The sequence below is a fragment of the Kitasatospora sp. NPDC004615 genome (genome assembly GCF_042873545.1).
Taxonomy (GTDB): domain Bacteria; phylum Actinomycetota; class Actinomycetes; order Streptomycetales; family Streptomycetaceae; genus Kitasatospora.
On the sequence record NZ_JBIALQ010000011.1, the window covers coordinates 1 to 16,236 of the forward strand.

Here is a 16,236-nt window from a genome sequence, read left to right on the forward strand (position 1 = left end):
CCCTCCGGGCGCTTCGTTCTTTCGTGTTCTCAGCTTATCAGATGTTTTCCGCTCCGTTTTCCGGAGTTTCGATCCGACTTGCTGTTTGTCTTCCCTGCCTCGCGGCCGTTCCGACGTTTCAAACTCTAGCCGATCCCCGCTCCGAGAAGCGAATCCGCCGCAATCTCCGAAATCGCGCACAGCAAATACGAACGGAGACGCGAAAAGGACGCGACCCGCTACGGATCAACTGGGTGGTTCTCAGGGATTGGCCGCCTCGGGACCGTCCACACAGATTGCGTGTCCGGTGCTCCCTGCCGAGCGACTAGACAACACTACGCCGATCTGTGGGCAGGTGCAAACGCGTCTGTGCGGACCACCCAGTCGCAGGCCCACCGGGCCGTCTCGACGTACTCGGCGTTGGGCTGGTCGTTGGTGTCGATCCGTCGGCGCGCGGTGGAGTGGCCCTGGCCCCCGGCGGTGTGGCGGGCGAGGAGGCGGGCGTCCCGGGTGGTGTGGTCGGCATCGATGTACCAGAGTTCGCGCAGCAGGGCCCGGGCGTTCGTCCACGGGGTGACGGGGGTCGCGAGGTAGTTGCCTTCGGTCACGACCAGGCGGGTGCAGGGGCGGATCAGGTGGCGGGCGGCGACGGGTTCGTCCAGGGCGCGGTCGAAGTCGGGGACGTAGATGTCGTGGAAGCGGTCGGCGGCGACGCGCTGGACGAGGGCGAGGTAGCCGAGGGCGTCGAAGGTCTCGGGGGCGCCCTTGCGGGCGCGCAGGTCGAGGCGGTCGAGCTGGGCGTTGGAGAGGTGGAAGCCGTCCAGCGGGAGGTAGGCGGCGGTGACGGGGCCCTCGTGGCGGTTGATCTCGTCGATCAGTCGGCGGGCGAGGGTGGACTTTCCCGCTGCGGGCGGTCCGGCCAGGCCGAGCAGTACTCGGCCGGTTCCGCTGCCGGGGCCGCGAAGCAGACCGAGCGCGCGGGCCACTGCGGCCGCCGTCGGGTCCGGCATCGGCTCGACGGCCGGTGTGGTGGTGGAGGTGCCTGCGGCGGGGATGCCTTCGACGTGCATGGCCCGCAACCCTACGCATCAAGAGGGGCGATGAGAACGGGCGCGTCGAGCGTGAGCGTGGCGGCGTCGGCGTCCAGCGTGGCGGGCACTCCGAGCGGGACGGTGAGGGAGGACGGTCCGTGGCCGAAGCCGAGCTCCCCGACGACCGGGACTCCGAGGTCGCCGAAGTGGTCGAGCATCACGGCACGTACGGCGTCGAGCGGTCCGCAGAGCTCCCAGGAACCGAGGACCACGCCGGCCACTCCCTCCAGGGCGCCGCTGCGTCGCAGCTGGGTGAGGATGCGGTCGAGTTGGTAGGGCTGCTCGTTGATGTCTTCCAGGATGAGCAGTCCGCCCGCGAAGGACGGGCGGGCGCCGGGGGTGCCGCGGTCGGCGGCGAGCAGCGAGGCGCAGCCGCCCATCAGGACGCCGTGGGCGCGGCCGGGGACGAGGGTCTCGGCGTCGGGTCCGGTGAGGACGGTCGTGGTGGCCGGCTCGAACAGGGTGCGGCGGAGGTGTTCGGCGGTCGGGGTGTCGGTGCTGAAGACGCCGACGCCGGGCATCGGGCCGTAGAAGGTGGGGACGCCGAGCTGCTGGGCGACGGCCTCGTGCAGGACGGTGATGTCGCTGAACCCGATCAGGGGTTTGGGTGGGACGGCACGCATCGCGTCCCAGTCGATGAGGTCGACCATCCGGTGGACCCCGAAGCCGCCGCGCACGCAGAGGACGGCGGCGATGTCGGGGTCGAGCCAGGCGGCCTGCAGGTCGGCGGCGCGGTGGGCGTCGGTGCCGGCCAGGTGCGGAAGGGCGGGGTGGATGTCGTGGACGTGCGGGAGGACGACCACCTCCAGGCCCCAGGAGCGGAGGATGTCCGTCCCGAGGGCGAGCCGGTCGGGGTCGAGGACCGCGCCGCTGGGGGCGACGAGGGCGATGCGGTCACCGGGACGGAGCGGGCGCAGGGGCATCGGGAGCCTCCTTCGGGTGTGGGACGCGAGTGGGCTCGGGGCGCGGCGCGTGGGCCGATGGCGGTCTGCCTGCTGACGGTATCCCCCGGCGGTGAACTCTCCACCCCGGTGCGGTTACTACCGATCCGTCGGAACCCCACCCCGCCGGGCGTGGGGGGGGGGGCGGCGGCGCGGGGGGGGGCCCCCCCCCCCCGCGGGGGCGGGGGGCGGGGGGGCCCCCGGGGGCGGGGCGCGGGGGGGGGGGGCGGGGGGCGGGGGGCGGGGTGGCGGCCCCCCGGGGGGTTCACCCCCCCCCCGGGGGGGGCCCCCCCCCGCCCCCCCCCACCCCCCCCCCGGGGGGGGGGGGGGGGGGGGGGGGGGGGGGGCCGCCCCCCCCCCCCGGCCGCGGGGCAGGTCAGAAGGTGCCCATCGCGGTGCGGACTTCGGTGAGGGTGCGGTCGGCGATGGCGTTGGCGCGGGCGTTGCCGGTGTGCAGGACTTCGCGCAGCAGGGCACGGTCGGCCGCCAGCTCGGCGCGACGGGTGCGCAGGGGGCGGAGATATTCGTTGACCGCCTCGGTGGCGGTGCGCTTGAGCCGGGCGGCTCCACCGGAACCGATCTCCTCGGCGACGGCGTGCGGGTCGCGGTCCTGGCAGAGGGCGATCAGCAGCACCAGGTTGGAGACGCCCGGGCGGGTTTCGGGGTCGTAGCTGATGTGCCGGTCGTTGTCGGTGACGGCGCCGCGCAGCAGTCGGGCGGTCTCGTCCTCGTCGGCGCCGAGGGCGACGGCGTTGCCCCGGCTCTTGCTCATCTTGCCGGCGTCGGTGCCGAGGAGCAGCGGGGCCTCGGACAGCAGGGCCTGCGGTTCGGGGAACAGCGGGGTGTAGCGGTCGTTGAAGCGGCGGGCGATGGTGCGGGTGGTTTCCAGGTGCGGCAGTTGGTCCTGGCCGACCGGAACCAGGTCCGCCTTGCAGAACAGCAGGTCGGCGGCCTGGTGGACGGGGTAGGTGAACATCAGCCCGCTGACCGCGGACTGCCGGGAGTGGGTGATCTCGTCCTTGACTGTGGGGTTGCGGGAGAGTTCGGCGACGCTGATCAGGCTGAGGAAGGGCAGCATCAGCTGGTTGAGGGCGGGGACGGCGCTGTGGGTGAAGATCGTGGTGTGGTCGGGGTCGACTCCGGCGGCCAGGTAGTCGAGGACCAGGTTCTCCGCGTGCTCGGCGATCCGGTCGGCCCGGTCGCGGTCGGTGATCACCTGGTAGTCGGCGATCACGATCATCAACTCGAGTCCTTGGGACTGGAGTTGGACCCGGTTCCGGAGTGTGCCGAAGTAGTGGCCGAGGTGCAGCGGTCCGGTCGGGCGGTCGCCGGTCAGGATGCGGTGGTGGCCTTCGGCGCTGGGGGCGATCAGCGGGTTGGCGGTGCCGGGTGCGGTGGCCGCGGTGGCGGTCATGGCGGGAGTTCTCCTCGGTCGCGATGGTGACCGCCCGCCGGGGTGGGCCCAAGTCCGTCGGAGATGATCGCGCCGGGGCCGCCCGTACGGACGGCCCTGGAGTCATGCTTGGGGATCGGCCGCCCTAGGACGGCCACCAACGCAGGCATGACGTGAGAGACATGCGCTCACCCTAACGCGGCGGCCCGGTCGGCGAGACAGATTTCCGGCAGGGCGGGACGGAACCGCCAGGCTGTCCAGACACGTCCCTTGGCCCGGCACGCACTGGTGGTGCAGGATCGGGCAAGCCGAGAATCCGGAGGGTTGCAGCCATGACCTCGCTCGACCAGAACGCGCCGAACCGGCCGGACGCGGACACCAATCGCGCCGCGGCAAGCGCGAATTCGGCGGGCCCCGGTTCGGAACACGGCTCGGGCCATGGCTCGGCACCGTCCGGGTCGGACCCGGGCGGGTACTCGGACGCCGACGCGGACGGTCACAGAGCGCCGGACAGCCGCGACGGGATCCGCGTAGGGCTGCCGATGGTGCCCGGGCCGACCCGCGAAAGCAGTGGTCTCGGGGCGGCAGGTGCCGAGGGCCTGGTGACGGGTGGGGCTACGGGCTCTCCGGGGTCGCTCGGTTGGTCGTCGGGGGTCTGGGGCGGGGGCGTGGTGGCGGGGCGGGTGCGGCCACCTCGGCGGCCGACGCCTTCGCGGCGGCTGAGCCAGGTCCGGGCCGTTCCGCCCGCGTCGGCACCGCTCGGCGGCGCGGCGGTGGACGGGCCGGTCGCCATCTCGGTGGAGACCGCGCCGGTGGCCCCGGTGGGTGTGCCGATGGGTGTGCTGATCGGTGGGTCACCCGGGCTGCTCGACAGTGCCGCCCCCGGCGTGGCCCGGATCGTGGAGCGCCGGGTGTCCGCCAAGTTGCTGCGGTTCGGCGCCGGGACCTGCCAGGTGGTGCTGCCCGAGTGGCGGTCTGCCATCGCGGTGTCGGTTTCCACCGAGCAGTTGCAGCGCTCGACCGGGATGACTCCGGAGGAGCTGCGTTCCGCCCTGCTGTCGGTGGTGATCAACCCGGAGGCGGTGCACGACCGTGAACTGGGGCTGCGCGACTGGCAGGCCGAGGTCCCGGCGGCTCGCGGACGCCGGAGGGGTCGGCGCCAGGTCCGCTGATCGGGCTCGATCGGCACCAGCGTGCGGGTGCGGGTGCGGGTGGTCGGGGGCGGCTCCTCTCTACGGGCTGCCGGGGTTCGGTGCGGCTGGGTTCGGTGCGGCTGGGGTTCGGTGCGGCCGCAGGCCCCTCCGTCAGCTGCTGCGGGTTGTGGTGTTGTTGGGCACGTAGCCGAGGTGAACCGGAACGATCGGACCGGGTACCGCGGCGCGGAGTGCGGCGAGCAGGGCCGGCAGGTTCGGTGGCCAGAGCGGATCGGCGTCCGGTGCTGCCAGCTCGGTTGGCGTCCACCAACGCCACCCGAGGATGCCGTCGACACGGTGGACTGCCGCTACATCTCCGGGCTCACGTCGCGGGCCGTGAGCCAGGAATATGTGCTCGTGCTGGCGGACGGGCGTGCCGTGCCAGGTGAAGTCGTGCTCCCAGGTGCAGAGGAGTTCACCGGGCCGGAGGTCGGTCCAGCCGGTTTCCTCGTGCAGCTCGCGGAGCGCTCCCTCGGCGGGCGTTTCGTCTGCCTCCAGGCCACCGCCCGGAGCGTTCCAGTGCACCCCGATCTCGGAGTTGTCCGATCGGAACAGGAACACCTCACCCTCCGGTGAAACCACCACCGTTCGCGCCGCTCGACGGGGCAGCCGTTCGCCCTCGGGCCTGTGACGTCCTGTGATCCATCGCACACGGAAAGCCTGACAGCGCAACCGCCGGACTGTCGATCGAATTTTCGGCCACAGCGATGGGCGCGGTGCGGGCGTGTGGAGCAGAATGCCTGGTCAACGTCAGGCCAAGGAGAGCGCCTCCACCGATCGGTGGACCTAATCTGAGCCCCATGGTCGACCCCATCGTCATCCTTCCCTCGGACCCGCTCCTGCCGCGTCGGACGGACCCGCACTTCGCCTGGGAGGCCGGGCTGATCCGGGCCGCCGGCGGCAGCACAGCGCTGCTCGACCACGACGCCCTGCTGGCCGGGGATGCCGAGGCCGCCGTCCGGCGCGTCCCCGTCGGGTCGGGACCGCTCTGGTACCGGGGCTGGATGATTCCCGTCGCCCGGTACGCCGAGCTGGCCGGGGCTCTCGCCGACCGTGGCTGCGCGCTGCTGACCGGACCGAACGAGTACGCCACCGCCCATGAACTGCCCGGCTGGTACCGGACTTTCGAGCCCGTGACCCCCGCCAGCGCCTGGCTGCCCGGCACCTCCTGGGACCGTCCCGCCCTGGCTGCGGCCGCTTCCGCTCTCGGCGGGCGCGGCCCCGCGATCGTGAAGGACTACGTCAAGTCCCGCAAGCACGAATGGCACGAGGCCTGTTACGTGCCCGAGTTGGCCGATGTCGACGCACTGGCACGCGTGGCGGCACGGTTCGCCGAGTTGCAGGGCGAGTTCCTCGCGGGCGGGCTGGTGCTTCGCCGCTTCGAGTCCTTCGCGCGCACGACGGACGGCCGGTCGGAGGAGGCGCGGGTCTGGTGGCTGGACGGCGAACCCGTGCTGGTCGGGCCGCACCCCGACTGCCCGGCAAGCCGGGTCGAGCCCGACCTGTCCGCCGTCCGCCCGCTGGTGCGGGAGTTGGGGTGCCGCTTTGTCACCACCGACCTGGCGCGACGAGCCGTGAGCAGTAGCGGTGCTGGCGGGGCGGGCGGCGCCGAAGGCGGATGGCGGGTGGTGGAGGTCGGGGACGGTCAGGTCAGCGAGCTGCCGTCCGGGGTGGATGCCACGGCGCTGTTCCGGGCGCTGCTGGGTGCCGTGCAGGCTGCGCGGTTCTGAGGGGACCGGCCCCGATTCCGGGCGGCCCCGGGCCCGGCGGTGCGCCGGGCCCGGGGGCCGATTCCGAAGTGATCAGCCGAGTACCGGGGCGGGGTGCCCCTCGGCGATGAAGGCCTTCCACAGCTTGGCGTAGGTGCCGTCGCGGTCGAGCAGTTCGGTGTGGGTACCGTCCTCCACTATTCGTCCGTGGTCGAGGACGACGATCCGGTCGGCGCGTTCGGCGGTGGTGAGCCGGTGGGCGATGACCAGGGTGGTGCGTCCGCCGCTGAGCCGGTCGGCGGCGTTGTTGACGGCGGCTTCGGTGGCGAGGTCGAGAGCGGCGGTGGCCTCGTCGAGGAGCAGGATGTCGGGGTTGACCAGCTCGGCCCGGGCGAGGGCGATGAGCTGGCGCTGGCCTGCTGAAAGGTTTCGGCCTCGGGCGGCGACGGTGTGCTGGTAGCCGCCGGTCAGCCGGGTGATCATGTCGTGTGCTCCGACCGCCTTGGCCGCGGCTTCGACTTCGGCGTCGCTCGCTCCGGGGCGTCCGTAGGCGATGGCATCGCGGACCGTCCCGGCGAACAGGTAGGCCTCCTGCGGGACGACACCGAGCCGGTGCCGGTAGCCCTCCAGGTCGTAGGCGGTCAGGTCGGTGCCGTCGACCCGGACGGTGCCGCCGGTGGCGTCGTAGAACCGGGCGACCAGTTTGACCAGGGTGGACTTGCCCGCGCCGGTCTCGCCGACCAGCGCGACGGTCTGGCCGGCGGGTATGTGCAGGTCGATTCCGGCGAGCACCTCGGGGTTGCCCTCGCCTCCACCGTTGTAGGCGAAGCTGACGTTTTCGAAGTCGATCTCGCCGCGCAGCGCCCCGACCGCAACAGGCTGTTCGGCCTGGGGCGTGCTGGTGGGCGTACGCAGCAGTTCGCGGATCCGGCCGAGGCCGACGGCGGCCTGCTGGTAGCCGTCGAAGATCTGCGAGAGCTGGTTGACCGGTGCGAAGAACAGGTCGATGTACAGCAGGTACGCGACCAGGGCGCCGATGGTCAGAGTGCCGTGGTCGACCCGGGTGGCGCCCGCGATCAGGACCAGGGCGGAAGCGACGCTCGACAGGAACTGGACGAACGGGAAGTACAGCGAGATGTACAGCTGGGCCTTGGCCCGGGCGTGCCGGTAGGCGAGGCCGCGTTCGACGAACCGGTCGGTGTTGGCGTCCTGGCGGCGGAACGCCTGGACGATCCGCATGCCGGCGACGTTCTCCTGCAGGTCGGCGTTGACGGTGCTGATCAGATCGCGGGAGACCTGGTACTGCTGGGCGGACTTCTTGCGGAACACCAGGGTGGCGATGATCAGCAGCGGCAACACCGTGAGGACCACCAGGGCGAGGCCGGGGTCGATCACGACGAGGGCCACGAAGATGCCGAAGAAGGTGAACACGCTGACCACGGCGGTGACCACACCGGTCTGCAGGAACGAGGATATGGAGTCCACGTCCGTCGTCATGCGGGTCATGATCCGGCCGGTCAGCTCGCGCTCGTAATAGTCGAGACCGAGCCGGTTGAGGTGGGCGAAGATCTTCAGCCGCAGAGTGTAGAGGACACGCTCGCCCGTGCGCCCGGAGACCGTGCTCTCGGTGGCCTGCACCAACCAGTCGAGCAGGACGATGGCGAGGGCCAACAGGGCGGCGACCGCGACGCCGCCGATGGCGGCCTTGCTCACGCCGTCGTCGATGCCGTGCCGGATCAGCACCGGCAGAGTCAGGCCGGCGGCGGTGTCCAGCGCGACCAGCAGCAGCGCGAGCAGCAGGGGGCGGCGGAACGGGGCGAGCAGCCGGGCCAGGTTGAACCTGGGGTCGGCGGTCTCGGCCTGCTCGACCGGGACATCGGGGGTGTCGGTCGCGGGTGGCAGGGCGGCGACCTTGGCGAGCATTCCGGCGTCGGCGGCGGGCTTCTCGGCGACCGCGGAGGTGTCCGCGTTCCTTGCGGGTTCCGTGTCCTGTACGGACTCGGCGGCGGGCGCGGCCAGGGCGTCCGGGTCAGTGATCAGCGACCGGTAGCGCGGACAGCGGGCGGTGAGTTCCTCGTGGGTGCCGATGTCGATCAGCCGGCCGGCTTCCAGCACGGCGATGCGGTCGGCGAGTTGCAGGGTGGAACGGCGGTGCGCGATCAGCAGGGTGGTGCGGCCGGCCATCACGCTGTCCAGCGCGTCGTGGATCTCCGCCTCGATCTGCGGGTCGACCGCGGAGGTGGCGTCGTCGAGCAGCAGGATGCGCGGGTCGGTGAGGATGGCACGGGCCAGGGCGATGCGCTGGCGCTGGCCGCCGGAGAGTGTGAGGCCCTGCTCGCCGACCTTGGTGTCGTAGCCGTCGGGGAGCCCCTGGATGAACCCGTCGGCCTGGGCGATCCGGGCAGCGGAGAGGATCTGCTCTTCGGTGGCCTCGGGGTGGCCGTAGGCGATGTTGGTGCGGACCGTCTCGGAGAACAGGAAGCTCTCCTCGGGCACGATGCCGATGGCGGCGCGCACCGAGTCGAGGGTGGCTTCCCGCAGATCCTGCCCGAACAGTCGGACAGTGCCGGAAGTGGGGTCGTAGAACCGGGGCACCAACTGGGCGACGGTCGACTTGCCGGAGCCGGATGCGCCGACCAGGGCCAAGGTCTCCCCCGGCGCGATCTTCAGGCTGAGGCCGTCCAGCACCGGGACGCCGTCGGGGGCGCTGCCCGGCTCGGGGTGCTCCTCGGCCCGGTAGTGGAAGCCGACCCGATCGAGCTCCAGCGCCGGGGTGCCGACCGGGGCCGCGTCCGGGTCGAGGGGCCGGGCGTCCGGCGTCTCGGCGACCAGCGGGCGCTGGTCGATCAGCTGCACGACTCGTTCGACACCGGCGCGGGTCTGCTGGGCGACGGTGATCACCATGGCGAGCATCCGGACCGGGGCGGTCATCTGTGCCAGGTAAGTGGAGAAGGCGACGAAGGTGCCGAGGGTGACATCGCCCCGGACGGCCAGCCAGCCACCGACGGCGAGCACCGCGACCTGCCCGAGTGCGGGGACCGCCTGCATGGCCGGGGTGTAGCGGGCGTTCAACCGGATCGAGCGCAGCCTGGCGGCGAACAGCTCCCGCGAAACCCGCTCCAGCTTGCCGCGCTCCTGGGCCTCCTGGCCGAAGCCCTTGACGACCCGAACGCCGCCGACCGCGGCATCCACCACACCGGCGACCTCGGCGGCCTGCTGCTGGGCGGCCCAGGTGGCAGGGAAAAGACGCTTGCGGCTGAGTGTGGAAAGCCACCACAGGGCCGGGGTCATCACCAGCGCGATCAGGGTGAGCGGCAGCGACAGCCAGAGCATGACCACCACCGACATGCCGAACATCAGGGCGTAGCCCGTCATCATCGGAATCATCGAGAGCAGCCCGGTGACCAATTGCAGGTCGGAGGTGGCGCGGCCGACCACCTGGCCGGTGTCCAGCCGGTCCTGGCGGTGCCCGTCGAGCCTGGTCAGCGAACGGAACAGGTCAACGCGCATGTCGTGCTGGACGTCAAGCGCGAGCTGCCCGCCGTAGTAGCGCCGGACCTGCGTACACAGGAACACCGCGGCGGCCGCGACCAGCAGCAGCACCGCCCAGGGCATGAGCGGGCGGCGGTGCGTGGTGATCACGTCGTCGATGATCAGCTTGGTGATGAGCGGGACGATCGCGGTGATCGCCATGCCGACGAGTGACGCCCCGAAGGACAGCAACAAGTTGCGGCGGTAGCGCCAGCAGTAGCCACCGAGCCGGCGGAGCCAGCCTTGCTCTGGGAAACCATGAGTCTCGGGCATATTTAGTGATGCTAACCATTCGGCCGATTGGGCGTCCATCGGATTCGAAGGGCGCATAGGAGGCTGAACGACCCGGGGCCGCGCTTCCTTCCCGTCTACAGACTGCCCGCAGCACGCGGTGGTGCGCCTCCAACGATCGGCTACTTCTGGGTCGTCCGATCGTCCTAGGCGGGGGTGCAGCCAGCTTCAGCCCGGGCCTCGCCTGCCCGTAAACCCACAGGTCAGACGACTGAACGCGGCTCCACGACCGCTGCGGAGGCCGCTACGAACGCCCCCTGGGCCAGCGCGCGCAGCAGTGCCGCCATCGCCTCCCGGGACAGGCCGGTCCGCTCGGCGGTGAGGTCCGCCGGGGCGGCCTGCGGCGCAGCGCTGTGCGGGGTGGAGTTCAGCAGACCGAAGACCGCGTGGACGGCCGCGCGGGCGGTCGGCTCCGCCTCGGCGACGGCCAACGCGGCGAAGGCCTCGCGCACCACCGTGACCCACAGCTCGACGTAGCCGCGCTGCAGTCGGCGGACCCGGCGGCGGTCCTCTTCCTTGAGGTGGAGCAGTTCACGGTCGTGCAGGATGATCAGATCGCGGTCATCCAGCGCGAAGTCGATGTGACCGTCGATCAGGGAGTCCAGCGCGGCCTGCGGCCCGGCGGCGGCGCCGACCCGGCGGCGGCCCTCGTCCAGCAGGCGCTCGCTGATGCCGACCAGGAGATCGGCGAGCATCGCGTCCTTGCCCGCGAAGTGCCGGTACAGGCCCGGTCCGCTGATGCCGACCGCCTTGCCGATCTCGTCCACACCGACGCCGAGGAAGCCGCGGGCGGCGAACAGCCTAGCGGCCTCCTTCCGGATCTGGTCACGGCGTGGGAGCACGGGGGCGGCGGGGCGGTTGGGCATGCTGCCCATCGTAGACAGTCGGGTTATCGGTGGTTAACCTGGCGGCAGAGTTAACGCTCATTAACACGGGCTGGCCGGCTCGCCCTTCGGCCTGCCCGGATCCGAATCCGAGGGCAAGGGAGCTCTTGGGATGGTCCCCTCTTCGGCACCGACCTCATCGTGGTCTCCGGCTTCGCCGCAAAGCGCTGCCGCATCCACGCCGCTGGTACCGCTGTTCGGCGCGGCCGCCGCACCGGCGCCCCGACTGGAGAGCGCGGTCGATCCGGCATCACCTGCCGGACTCGCCAACGCGCAGGCCCACCGGGAGCTGGTCGCCGAGCTGCGCGACAAGCTCGCGGCGGCAGCGCTCGGCGGCGGCGAGAAGGCGCGCGCCAAGCACACGGCCCGCGGCAAGCTCCTGCCCCGGGACCGGGTGGACACCCTGCTCGACCCCGGTTCGCCCTTCCTGGAGCTGGCCCCGCTGGCGGCCGATGGCCTGTACGACGGGGCCGCCCCCGCCGCCGGCGTGGTGGCCGGCATCGGACGGGTCGCCGGGCGCGAAGTCCTGGTGGTGGCGAACGACGCCACCGTCAAGGGCGGCACCTACTACCCGATGACGGTGAAGAAGCACCTGCGCGCGCAGGAGGTGGCCTTGGAGAACAGGCTGCCCTGCATCTACCTGGTGGACTCGGGCGGCGCCTTCCTGCCGATGCAGGACGAGGTATTCCCCGACCGCGACCACTTCGGCCGGATCTTCTACAACCAGGCGCGCCTGTCCGCCGCCGGGATCCCGCAGATCGCGGCGGTGCTCGGCTCGTGCACCGCGGGCGGGGCCTACGTTCCGGCGATGAGCGACCAGGCCGTGATCGTCCGCAACCAGGGCACCATCTTCCTCGGCGGCCCGCCGCTGGTGAAGGCCGCCACCGGAGAGGTGGTGACCGCCGAAGAGCTCGGCGGCGGCGACCTGCACTCGCGCACCTCCGGCGTGACGGACCACCTGGCGGAGGACGATGCGCACGCGCTCTCCATCGTCCGCACCATCGTGGCCGGGCTCGGCCCGCGCACGGCAAAGCCCTGGCCGCTCGCCCCGGTCGAGCCGCCCACGGTCGATCCGTCCGGCCTGTACGGCGCCGTGCCGGTGGACCCGCGCACTCCTTATGACGTGCGCGAGGTGATCGCCCGGCTGGTCGACGGCAGCCGCTTCGCCGAGTTCAAGGCCGAGTACGGCACCACCCTGGTGACCGGGTTCGCCCGCATCCACGGACATCCGGTCGGCATCGTCGCCAACAACGGCGTGCTGTTCGCCGAGTCCGCGCTCAAGGGCGCGCACTTCATCGAATTGTGCGACCAGCGGGGCATCCCCCTCCTCTTCCTGCAGAACATCACCGGCTTCATGGTGGGTCGCCAGTACGAGGCCGGCGGCATCGCCAAGCACGGCGCCAAGATGGTCACCGCGGTGGCCTGCACCCGGGTGCCGAAGCTGACCGTGGTGATCGGCGGTTCGTACGGCGCGGGCAACTACTCGATGTGCGGACGGGCCTACTCGCCTCGCTTCCTGTGGATGTGGCCGAACGCGAAGATCTCCGTGATGGGCGGGGAGCAGGCGGCCTCCGTGCTGGCCACGGTCCGACGCGACCAGTTCGAAGCCCGGGGAGAGGACTGGCCGGCCGAGGCCGAGGACGAGTTCAAGCGCCCGGTCCGCGAGCAGTACGAGCGGCAGGGCAACGCCTACTACGCCACCGCGCGACTGTGGGACGACGGCGTGATCGACCCCATGCAGACCCGTACCGTGCTCGGCCTGGCGCTCACCGCCTGCGCCAACGCCCCGCTCGCCGAACCCCGCCCGTACGGGGTCTTCCGAATGTGACGCCCCACCGGAGGGCCGAGCCACGGACCGGTCACCGCTCCTGATGCATCGTCAATTCGCTCACCCGTTCTTCTCGCAACGGAGGCACACCTCCATGTTCGACACCGTGCTCGTCGCCAACCGCGGCGAGATCGCGCTGCGGGTGATCCGCACCCTGCGGCGGCTGGGCGTGCGCTCGGTCGCCGTGCACAGCGACGCGGACGCGGACGCCCCGCACGTCCGGGCCGCCGATCTGGCCGTCCGACTCGGGCCCGCCGACCGGAGCGACAGCTCGGCCGCCGAGACGTACCTGCGCACCGACCTGATCCTCGACGCCGCCCGCCGAACCGGCGCGCAGGCCGTCCACCCCGGCTACGGGTTCCTCGCCGAGAACCCCGCGTTCGCCGAGGCCTGCACGCAGGCCGGGCTGGTCTTCATCGGCCCGCCGCCGGCTGCGGTGGAGCTGATGGGCGACAAGATCAACGCCAAGGAGGCCGTTCGGGCCGCCGGAGTGCCCGTCGTCCCCGGCAGTGAGGACGGCGCGCCCAGCGACGAGCAGCTGATCGAGGCGGCGACCCGGATCGGCTACCCGGTGCTGCTCAAGCCCTCGGCCGGCGGTGGCGGCAAGGGCATGCGCCTGGTCCGCGACCCGGCCGAGCTGCCCGCCGAGCTCGCCGCCGCCCGCCGGGTGGCCCGCACCGCGTTCGGCGACGACACCCTGCTGCTGGAGCGCTGGGTGGACCAGCCGCGCCACATCGAGGTGCAGGTCCTGGCCGACACCCACGGCCGAACCGTCCACCTCGGCGAGCGCGAATGCAGTCTCCAGCGCCGCCATCAGAAACTCATCGAAGAGGCTCCTTCCGTCCTGTTGAACGCCCCGACCCGGGCCGCGATGGGCGCGGCCGCGGTACGTGCCGCCGAAGCCTGTGGTTACACCGGCGCCGGCACGGTCGAGTTCATCGTTCCCGGCGGGAACCCCGCGGGACCTGGCGCGGACGACGTTCTCGACTTCTTCTTCATGGAGATGAACACCCGCCTCCAGGTGGAACACCCCGTCACGGAACTGGCCGTCTCCGTCAACGGCCCCGATGGCCCGCAGCGGCTCGACCTGGTCGAGTGGCAGCTGCGCGTCGCCGCGGGCGAAGACCTGTCCTTCACACAGTCCGACATCTCCTTCCTGGGCCACGCGATCGAGGCCCGTATCTGCGCCGAGGACCCGGAACGGGACTTCCTGCCCACCGGCGGCGAGGTACTGCTACTGGACGAACCCTCGGGTGAGGGCATCCGGGTGGACTCCGGAATCGCACCCGGCGACCGGATCGGCAGCTTGTACGACCCGATGCTCGCCAAGGTGATCGCGTACGGGCCTGACCGTCCCACCGCGATCCGTCGACTGCGGGCCGCGCTTGCCGAGACCCGCATCCTGGGCGTCACCACCAACACCGGCTACCTGCGCCGGCTGCTGGCTCAGCCCGAGGTGACGGCAGGTCGGCTCGACACCGGCCTGGTGGAACGCAGCGCCCAGCAGGACCCCTCCCAGCTGAGCTCTCCGTACACCCGACCCGAAACGATCGACCTGCTCTACTTCGCCGCCGCACTGGTGCGACAGCTCGAACTCGGCCACGCCGGCGCCTCCGACGGCTGGACCGATCCCTTCTCCCTCCCTTCGGGATGGCGACTTGGCGGCGAGGCCGCATGGACCACGCACCGGCTCCGGCTTGCCGGCCGCGAACCGGTTGCCGTGCGTTGCCGAATGACTACCAGCAGTGAATTCGAGAGCGCTATCGGTTTTTCCGCCGCAACCGCTCCCGAGTGGGAGGTCCGGCTCGACGAGGGCCCGGCCCGGAAGGCCCGCGCGACTCGGGACGGAAACCTGCTCCGCCTTGCGGTTGACGGCCTGCAGGCCACTTTCACGGTCGCCGAGGAGCGCACCGCCGGGGGCATCACGCACTGGCTCGGCGTCGACGGAGACGCTTGGCCCGTTCACCCGTTCGACGCAATCGCCGAGCGCGCCGCCGCCGGCACCGCCCACCACGGCACCCTCACCGCTCCGATGCCCGGCACCGTCACCGTGGTGAAGGTCGAGGCCGGCGAGCGCGTCAGCCGCGGGCAGGCGCTGCTGGTCCTTGAGGCCATGAAGATGGAGCACGTCATCTCCGCGCCGCACGACGGCACCGTCGAGGATCTCCGGGTCACCGCCGGCGCGACCGTCGCGATGGACGAGCCCCTGGTGGCGGTTGCCCCCGACGACGAGGAAGCCACCACCACCATCAAGACGGAGGCCGAACTCAGCGCCGGAGCGGGAGCCCACACCACCGCCGGGGCGGAAGCCGACCCCACCGCGAAGCTGACGGAGGCTGCAGGATGACCACCACTCCCGACCGGGCCACCCCGGAGCCGACCGTGCTGGAACTCGGCCTGCCGAATCCTGTGCGCGACCCCGAGCTGCCCGCCCGAGTACGAATCCATGAGGTCGGCGCACGCGACGGGCTGCAGAACGAGGGCGGTCTCGTCCCGGTGGAGGTCAAGGCCGAATTCATCGCCCGGCTCGCCGCCGCCGGGCTGCGCACCGTCGAGGCCACCAGCTTCGTCCACCCCAAGTGGGTACCGCAGCTGGCCGATGCCGAGGAGCTGATGCCGCGGCTGGCCGAACTCCCCGCTCGGTATCCGGGCCTGCGTCTGCCGGTCCTGGTGCCCAACGAGCGCGGGCTGGATCGGGCGCTGGCCCACCACGCCGGCGAGGTCGCCGTGTTCGCCAGCGCCACCGAGACATTCGCCCGGCGCAACCTCAACCGCTCGGCGGACGAGGCGATGGCCATGTTCCGGCCCGTGGTCGAACGCGCCACGGCCGCGGGCGTCCCGGTGCGCGGCTACCTGTCGATGTGCTTCGGCGACCCGTGGGAGGGGCCCGTCCCGATCCCCCAGGTGGTCCGGCACGGCCTGACGCTGCTGGAGATGGGTTGCACCGAGCTGAGCCTCGGAGACACCATCGGCGTCGCGACCCCCGGTCAAGTCAAGGCACTGATCGACGAATTCACTCGTTCCGGCGTACCGATCGACCAGATCGCGGTGCACTTCCACGACACCTACGGGCAGGCGCTGGCCAACACGCTGGCCGCGCTCCGCTCCGGGGTGACGGTGGTGGACGCCTCCGCCGGCGGCCTCGGCGGCTGCCCGTACGCCAAGAGCGCGACCGGCAATCTGGCGACCGAGGACCTGGTCTGGATGCTGCACGGCCTGGGCATCGAGACCGGCGTCGACCTGGCGGCGCTCGCCGACACCAGCGGCTGGATGGCGCGCCACCTCGGTCGCCCCAGCCCCTCGCGGACCGTCCGCGCCCTGCTCGGGCCCACGGCCTGAGGTCCGACTCCACAACCCCCACCCGGCCCACCAGGCCTCGATCCCGGGAGGATCACC

The 16,236-nt window shown here is 71.7% G+C and carries 11 protein-coding genes; 5 read left to right on the forward strand and 6 right to left on the reverse strand.

Features of this window, described 5'->3' with window-relative positions; genetic code table 11:
- Nucleotides 1-314 precede the first annotated feature (314 nt).
- From ACFYS8_RS30720 to trpS, 3 genes are all read right to left on the reverse strand, one after another.
- Nucleotides 315-1,049 carry a nucleoside/nucleotide kinase family protein gene (locus ACFYS8_RS30720; RefSeq protein WP_387647219.1) on the reverse strand — a complete coding sequence of 245 codons (735 nt, stop codon included), beginning with the start codon at nucleotides 1,047-1,049 and terminating at the stop codon, nucleotides 315-317.
- A gap of 11 nt (nucleotides 1,050-1,060) precedes the next feature.
- Complete coding sequence (locus tag ACFYS8_RS30725) at nucleotides 1,061-1,993, reverse strand: LD-carboxypeptidase (RefSeq protein ID WP_387647222.1); 933 nt, start codon at nucleotides 1,991-1,993, stop codon at nucleotides 1,061-1,063.
- Nucleotides 1,994-2,387: 394 nt separating this feature from the next.
- On the reverse strand, nucleotides 2,388-3,425 hold the full coding sequence (trpS, locus tag ACFYS8_RS30730) for a tryptophan--tRNA ligase (RefSeq protein ID WP_387647225.1): 1,038 nt from the start codon (nucleotides 3,423-3,425) through the stop codon (nucleotides 2,388-2,390).
- Nucleotides 3,426-4,087: 662 nt separating this feature from the next.
- Between trpS and ACFYS8_RS30735 the strand changes: the two genes are divergently transcribed.
- Complete coding sequence (locus ACFYS8_RS30735) at nucleotides 4,088-4,576, forward strand: hypothetical protein (protein WP_387647228.1); 489 nt, start codon at nucleotides 4,088-4,090, stop codon at nucleotides 4,574-4,576.
- A gap of 132 nt (nucleotides 4,577-4,708) precedes the next feature.
- Here the strand turns inward: ACFYS8_RS30735 and ACFYS8_RS30740 are convergent, their stop codons facing one another.
- A complete protein-coding gene (locus ACFYS8_RS30740) occupies nucleotides 4,709-5,158 on the reverse strand; it encodes an NUDIX domain-containing protein (RefSeq protein WP_387647230.1) in 450 nt (149 codons plus the stop codon).
- Between the two features lie 239 nt (nucleotides 5,159-5,397).
- Here ACFYS8_RS30740 and ACFYS8_RS30745 point away from each other — a divergent pair, with 239 nt between their 5' ends.
- Nucleotides 5,398-6,327 (forward strand): ATP-grasp domain-containing protein, encoded by a 930-nt coding sequence (locus ACFYS8_RS30745; protein WP_387647233.1) that lies wholly within the window; start codon nucleotides 5,398-5,400, stop codon nucleotides 6,325-6,327.
- A 72-nt stretch (nucleotides 6,328-6,399) separates the two neighbouring features.
- On the opposite strand, the gene ACFYS8_RS30750 is transcribed toward ACFYS8_RS30745, so the two are convergent.
- Nucleotides 6,400-10,110 (reverse strand): ABC transporter ATP-binding protein, encoded by a 3,711-nt coding sequence (locus ACFYS8_RS30750; protein WP_387647236.1) that lies wholly within the window; start codon nucleotides 10,108-10,110, stop codon nucleotides 6,400-6,402.
- A gap of 221 nt (nucleotides 10,111-10,331) precedes the next feature.
- Nucleotides 10,332-10,994 carry a TetR/AcrR family transcriptional regulator gene (locus ACFYS8_RS30755; protein ID WP_387647237.1) on the reverse strand — a complete coding sequence of 221 codons (663 nt, stop codon included), beginning with the start codon at nucleotides 10,992-10,994 and terminating at the stop codon, nucleotides 10,332-10,334.
- A 130-nt stretch (nucleotides 10,995-11,124) separates the two neighbouring features.
- Here ACFYS8_RS30755 and ACFYS8_RS30760 point away from each other — a divergent pair, with 130 nt between their 5' ends.
- From ACFYS8_RS30760 to ACFYS8_RS30770, 3 genes are all read left to right on the forward strand, one after another.
- Complete coding sequence (locus ACFYS8_RS30760; RefSeq protein ID WP_387647240.1) at nucleotides 11,125-12,840, forward strand: carboxyl transferase domain-containing protein; 1,716 nt, start codon at nucleotides 11,125-11,127, stop codon at nucleotides 12,838-12,840.
- Nucleotides 12,841-12,934: 94 nt separating this feature from the next.
- On the forward strand, nucleotides 12,935-15,187 hold the full coding sequence (locus ACFYS8_RS30765) for a biotin carboxylase N-terminal domain-containing protein (protein ID WP_387647243.1): 2,253 nt from the start codon (nucleotides 12,935-12,937) through the stop codon (nucleotides 15,185-15,187).
- On the forward strand, nucleotides 15,184-16,179 hold the full coding sequence (locus ACFYS8_RS30770; protein ID WP_387647244.1) for a hydroxymethylglutaryl-CoA lyase: 996 nt from the start codon (nucleotides 15,184-15,186) through the stop codon (nucleotides 16,177-16,179). The genes ACFYS8_RS30765 and ACFYS8_RS30770 overlap by 4 nt, the downstream gene beginning before the upstream one ends.
- Nucleotides 16,180-16,236: the final 57 nt, after the last annotated feature.

Coding starts and splice junctions, on each gene's coding strand:
- ACFYS8_RS30720 (WP_387647219.1), bottom strand. CDS start 1,049: ATGCACGTCGAAGGCATCCCCGCCGCAGGCACCTCCACCACCACACCG.
- ACFYS8_RS30725 (WP_387647222.1), bottom strand. CDS start 1,993: ATGCCCCTGCGCCCGCTCCGTCCCGGTGACCGCATCGCCCTCGTCGCC.
- trpS (WP_387647225.1), bottom strand. CDS start 3,425: ATGACCGCCACCGCGGCCACCGCACCCGGCACCGCCAACCCGCTGATC.
- ACFYS8_RS30745 (WP_387647233.1), top strand. CDS start 5,398: ATGGTCGACCCCATCGTCATCCTTCCCTCGGACCCGCTCCTGCCGCGT.
- ACFYS8_RS30750 (WP_387647236.1), bottom strand. CDS start 10,110: ATGCCCGAGACTCATGGTTTCCCAGAGCAAGGCTGGCTCCGCCGGCTC.
- ACFYS8_RS30755 (WP_387647237.1), bottom strand. CDS start 10,994: ATGCCCAACCGCCCCGCCGCCCCCGTGCTCCCACGCCGTGACCAGATC.
- ACFYS8_RS30760 (WP_387647240.1), top strand. CDS start 11,125: ATGGTCCCCTCTTCGGCACCGACCTCATCGTGGTCTCCGGCTTCGCCG.
- ACFYS8_RS30765 (WP_387647243.1), top strand. CDS start 12,935: ATGTTCGACACCGTGCTCGTCGCCAACCGCGGCGAGATCGCGCTGCGG.
- ACFYS8_RS30770 (WP_387647244.1), top strand. CDS start 15,184: ATGACCACCACTCCCGACCGGGCCACCCCGGAGCCGACCGTGCTGGAA.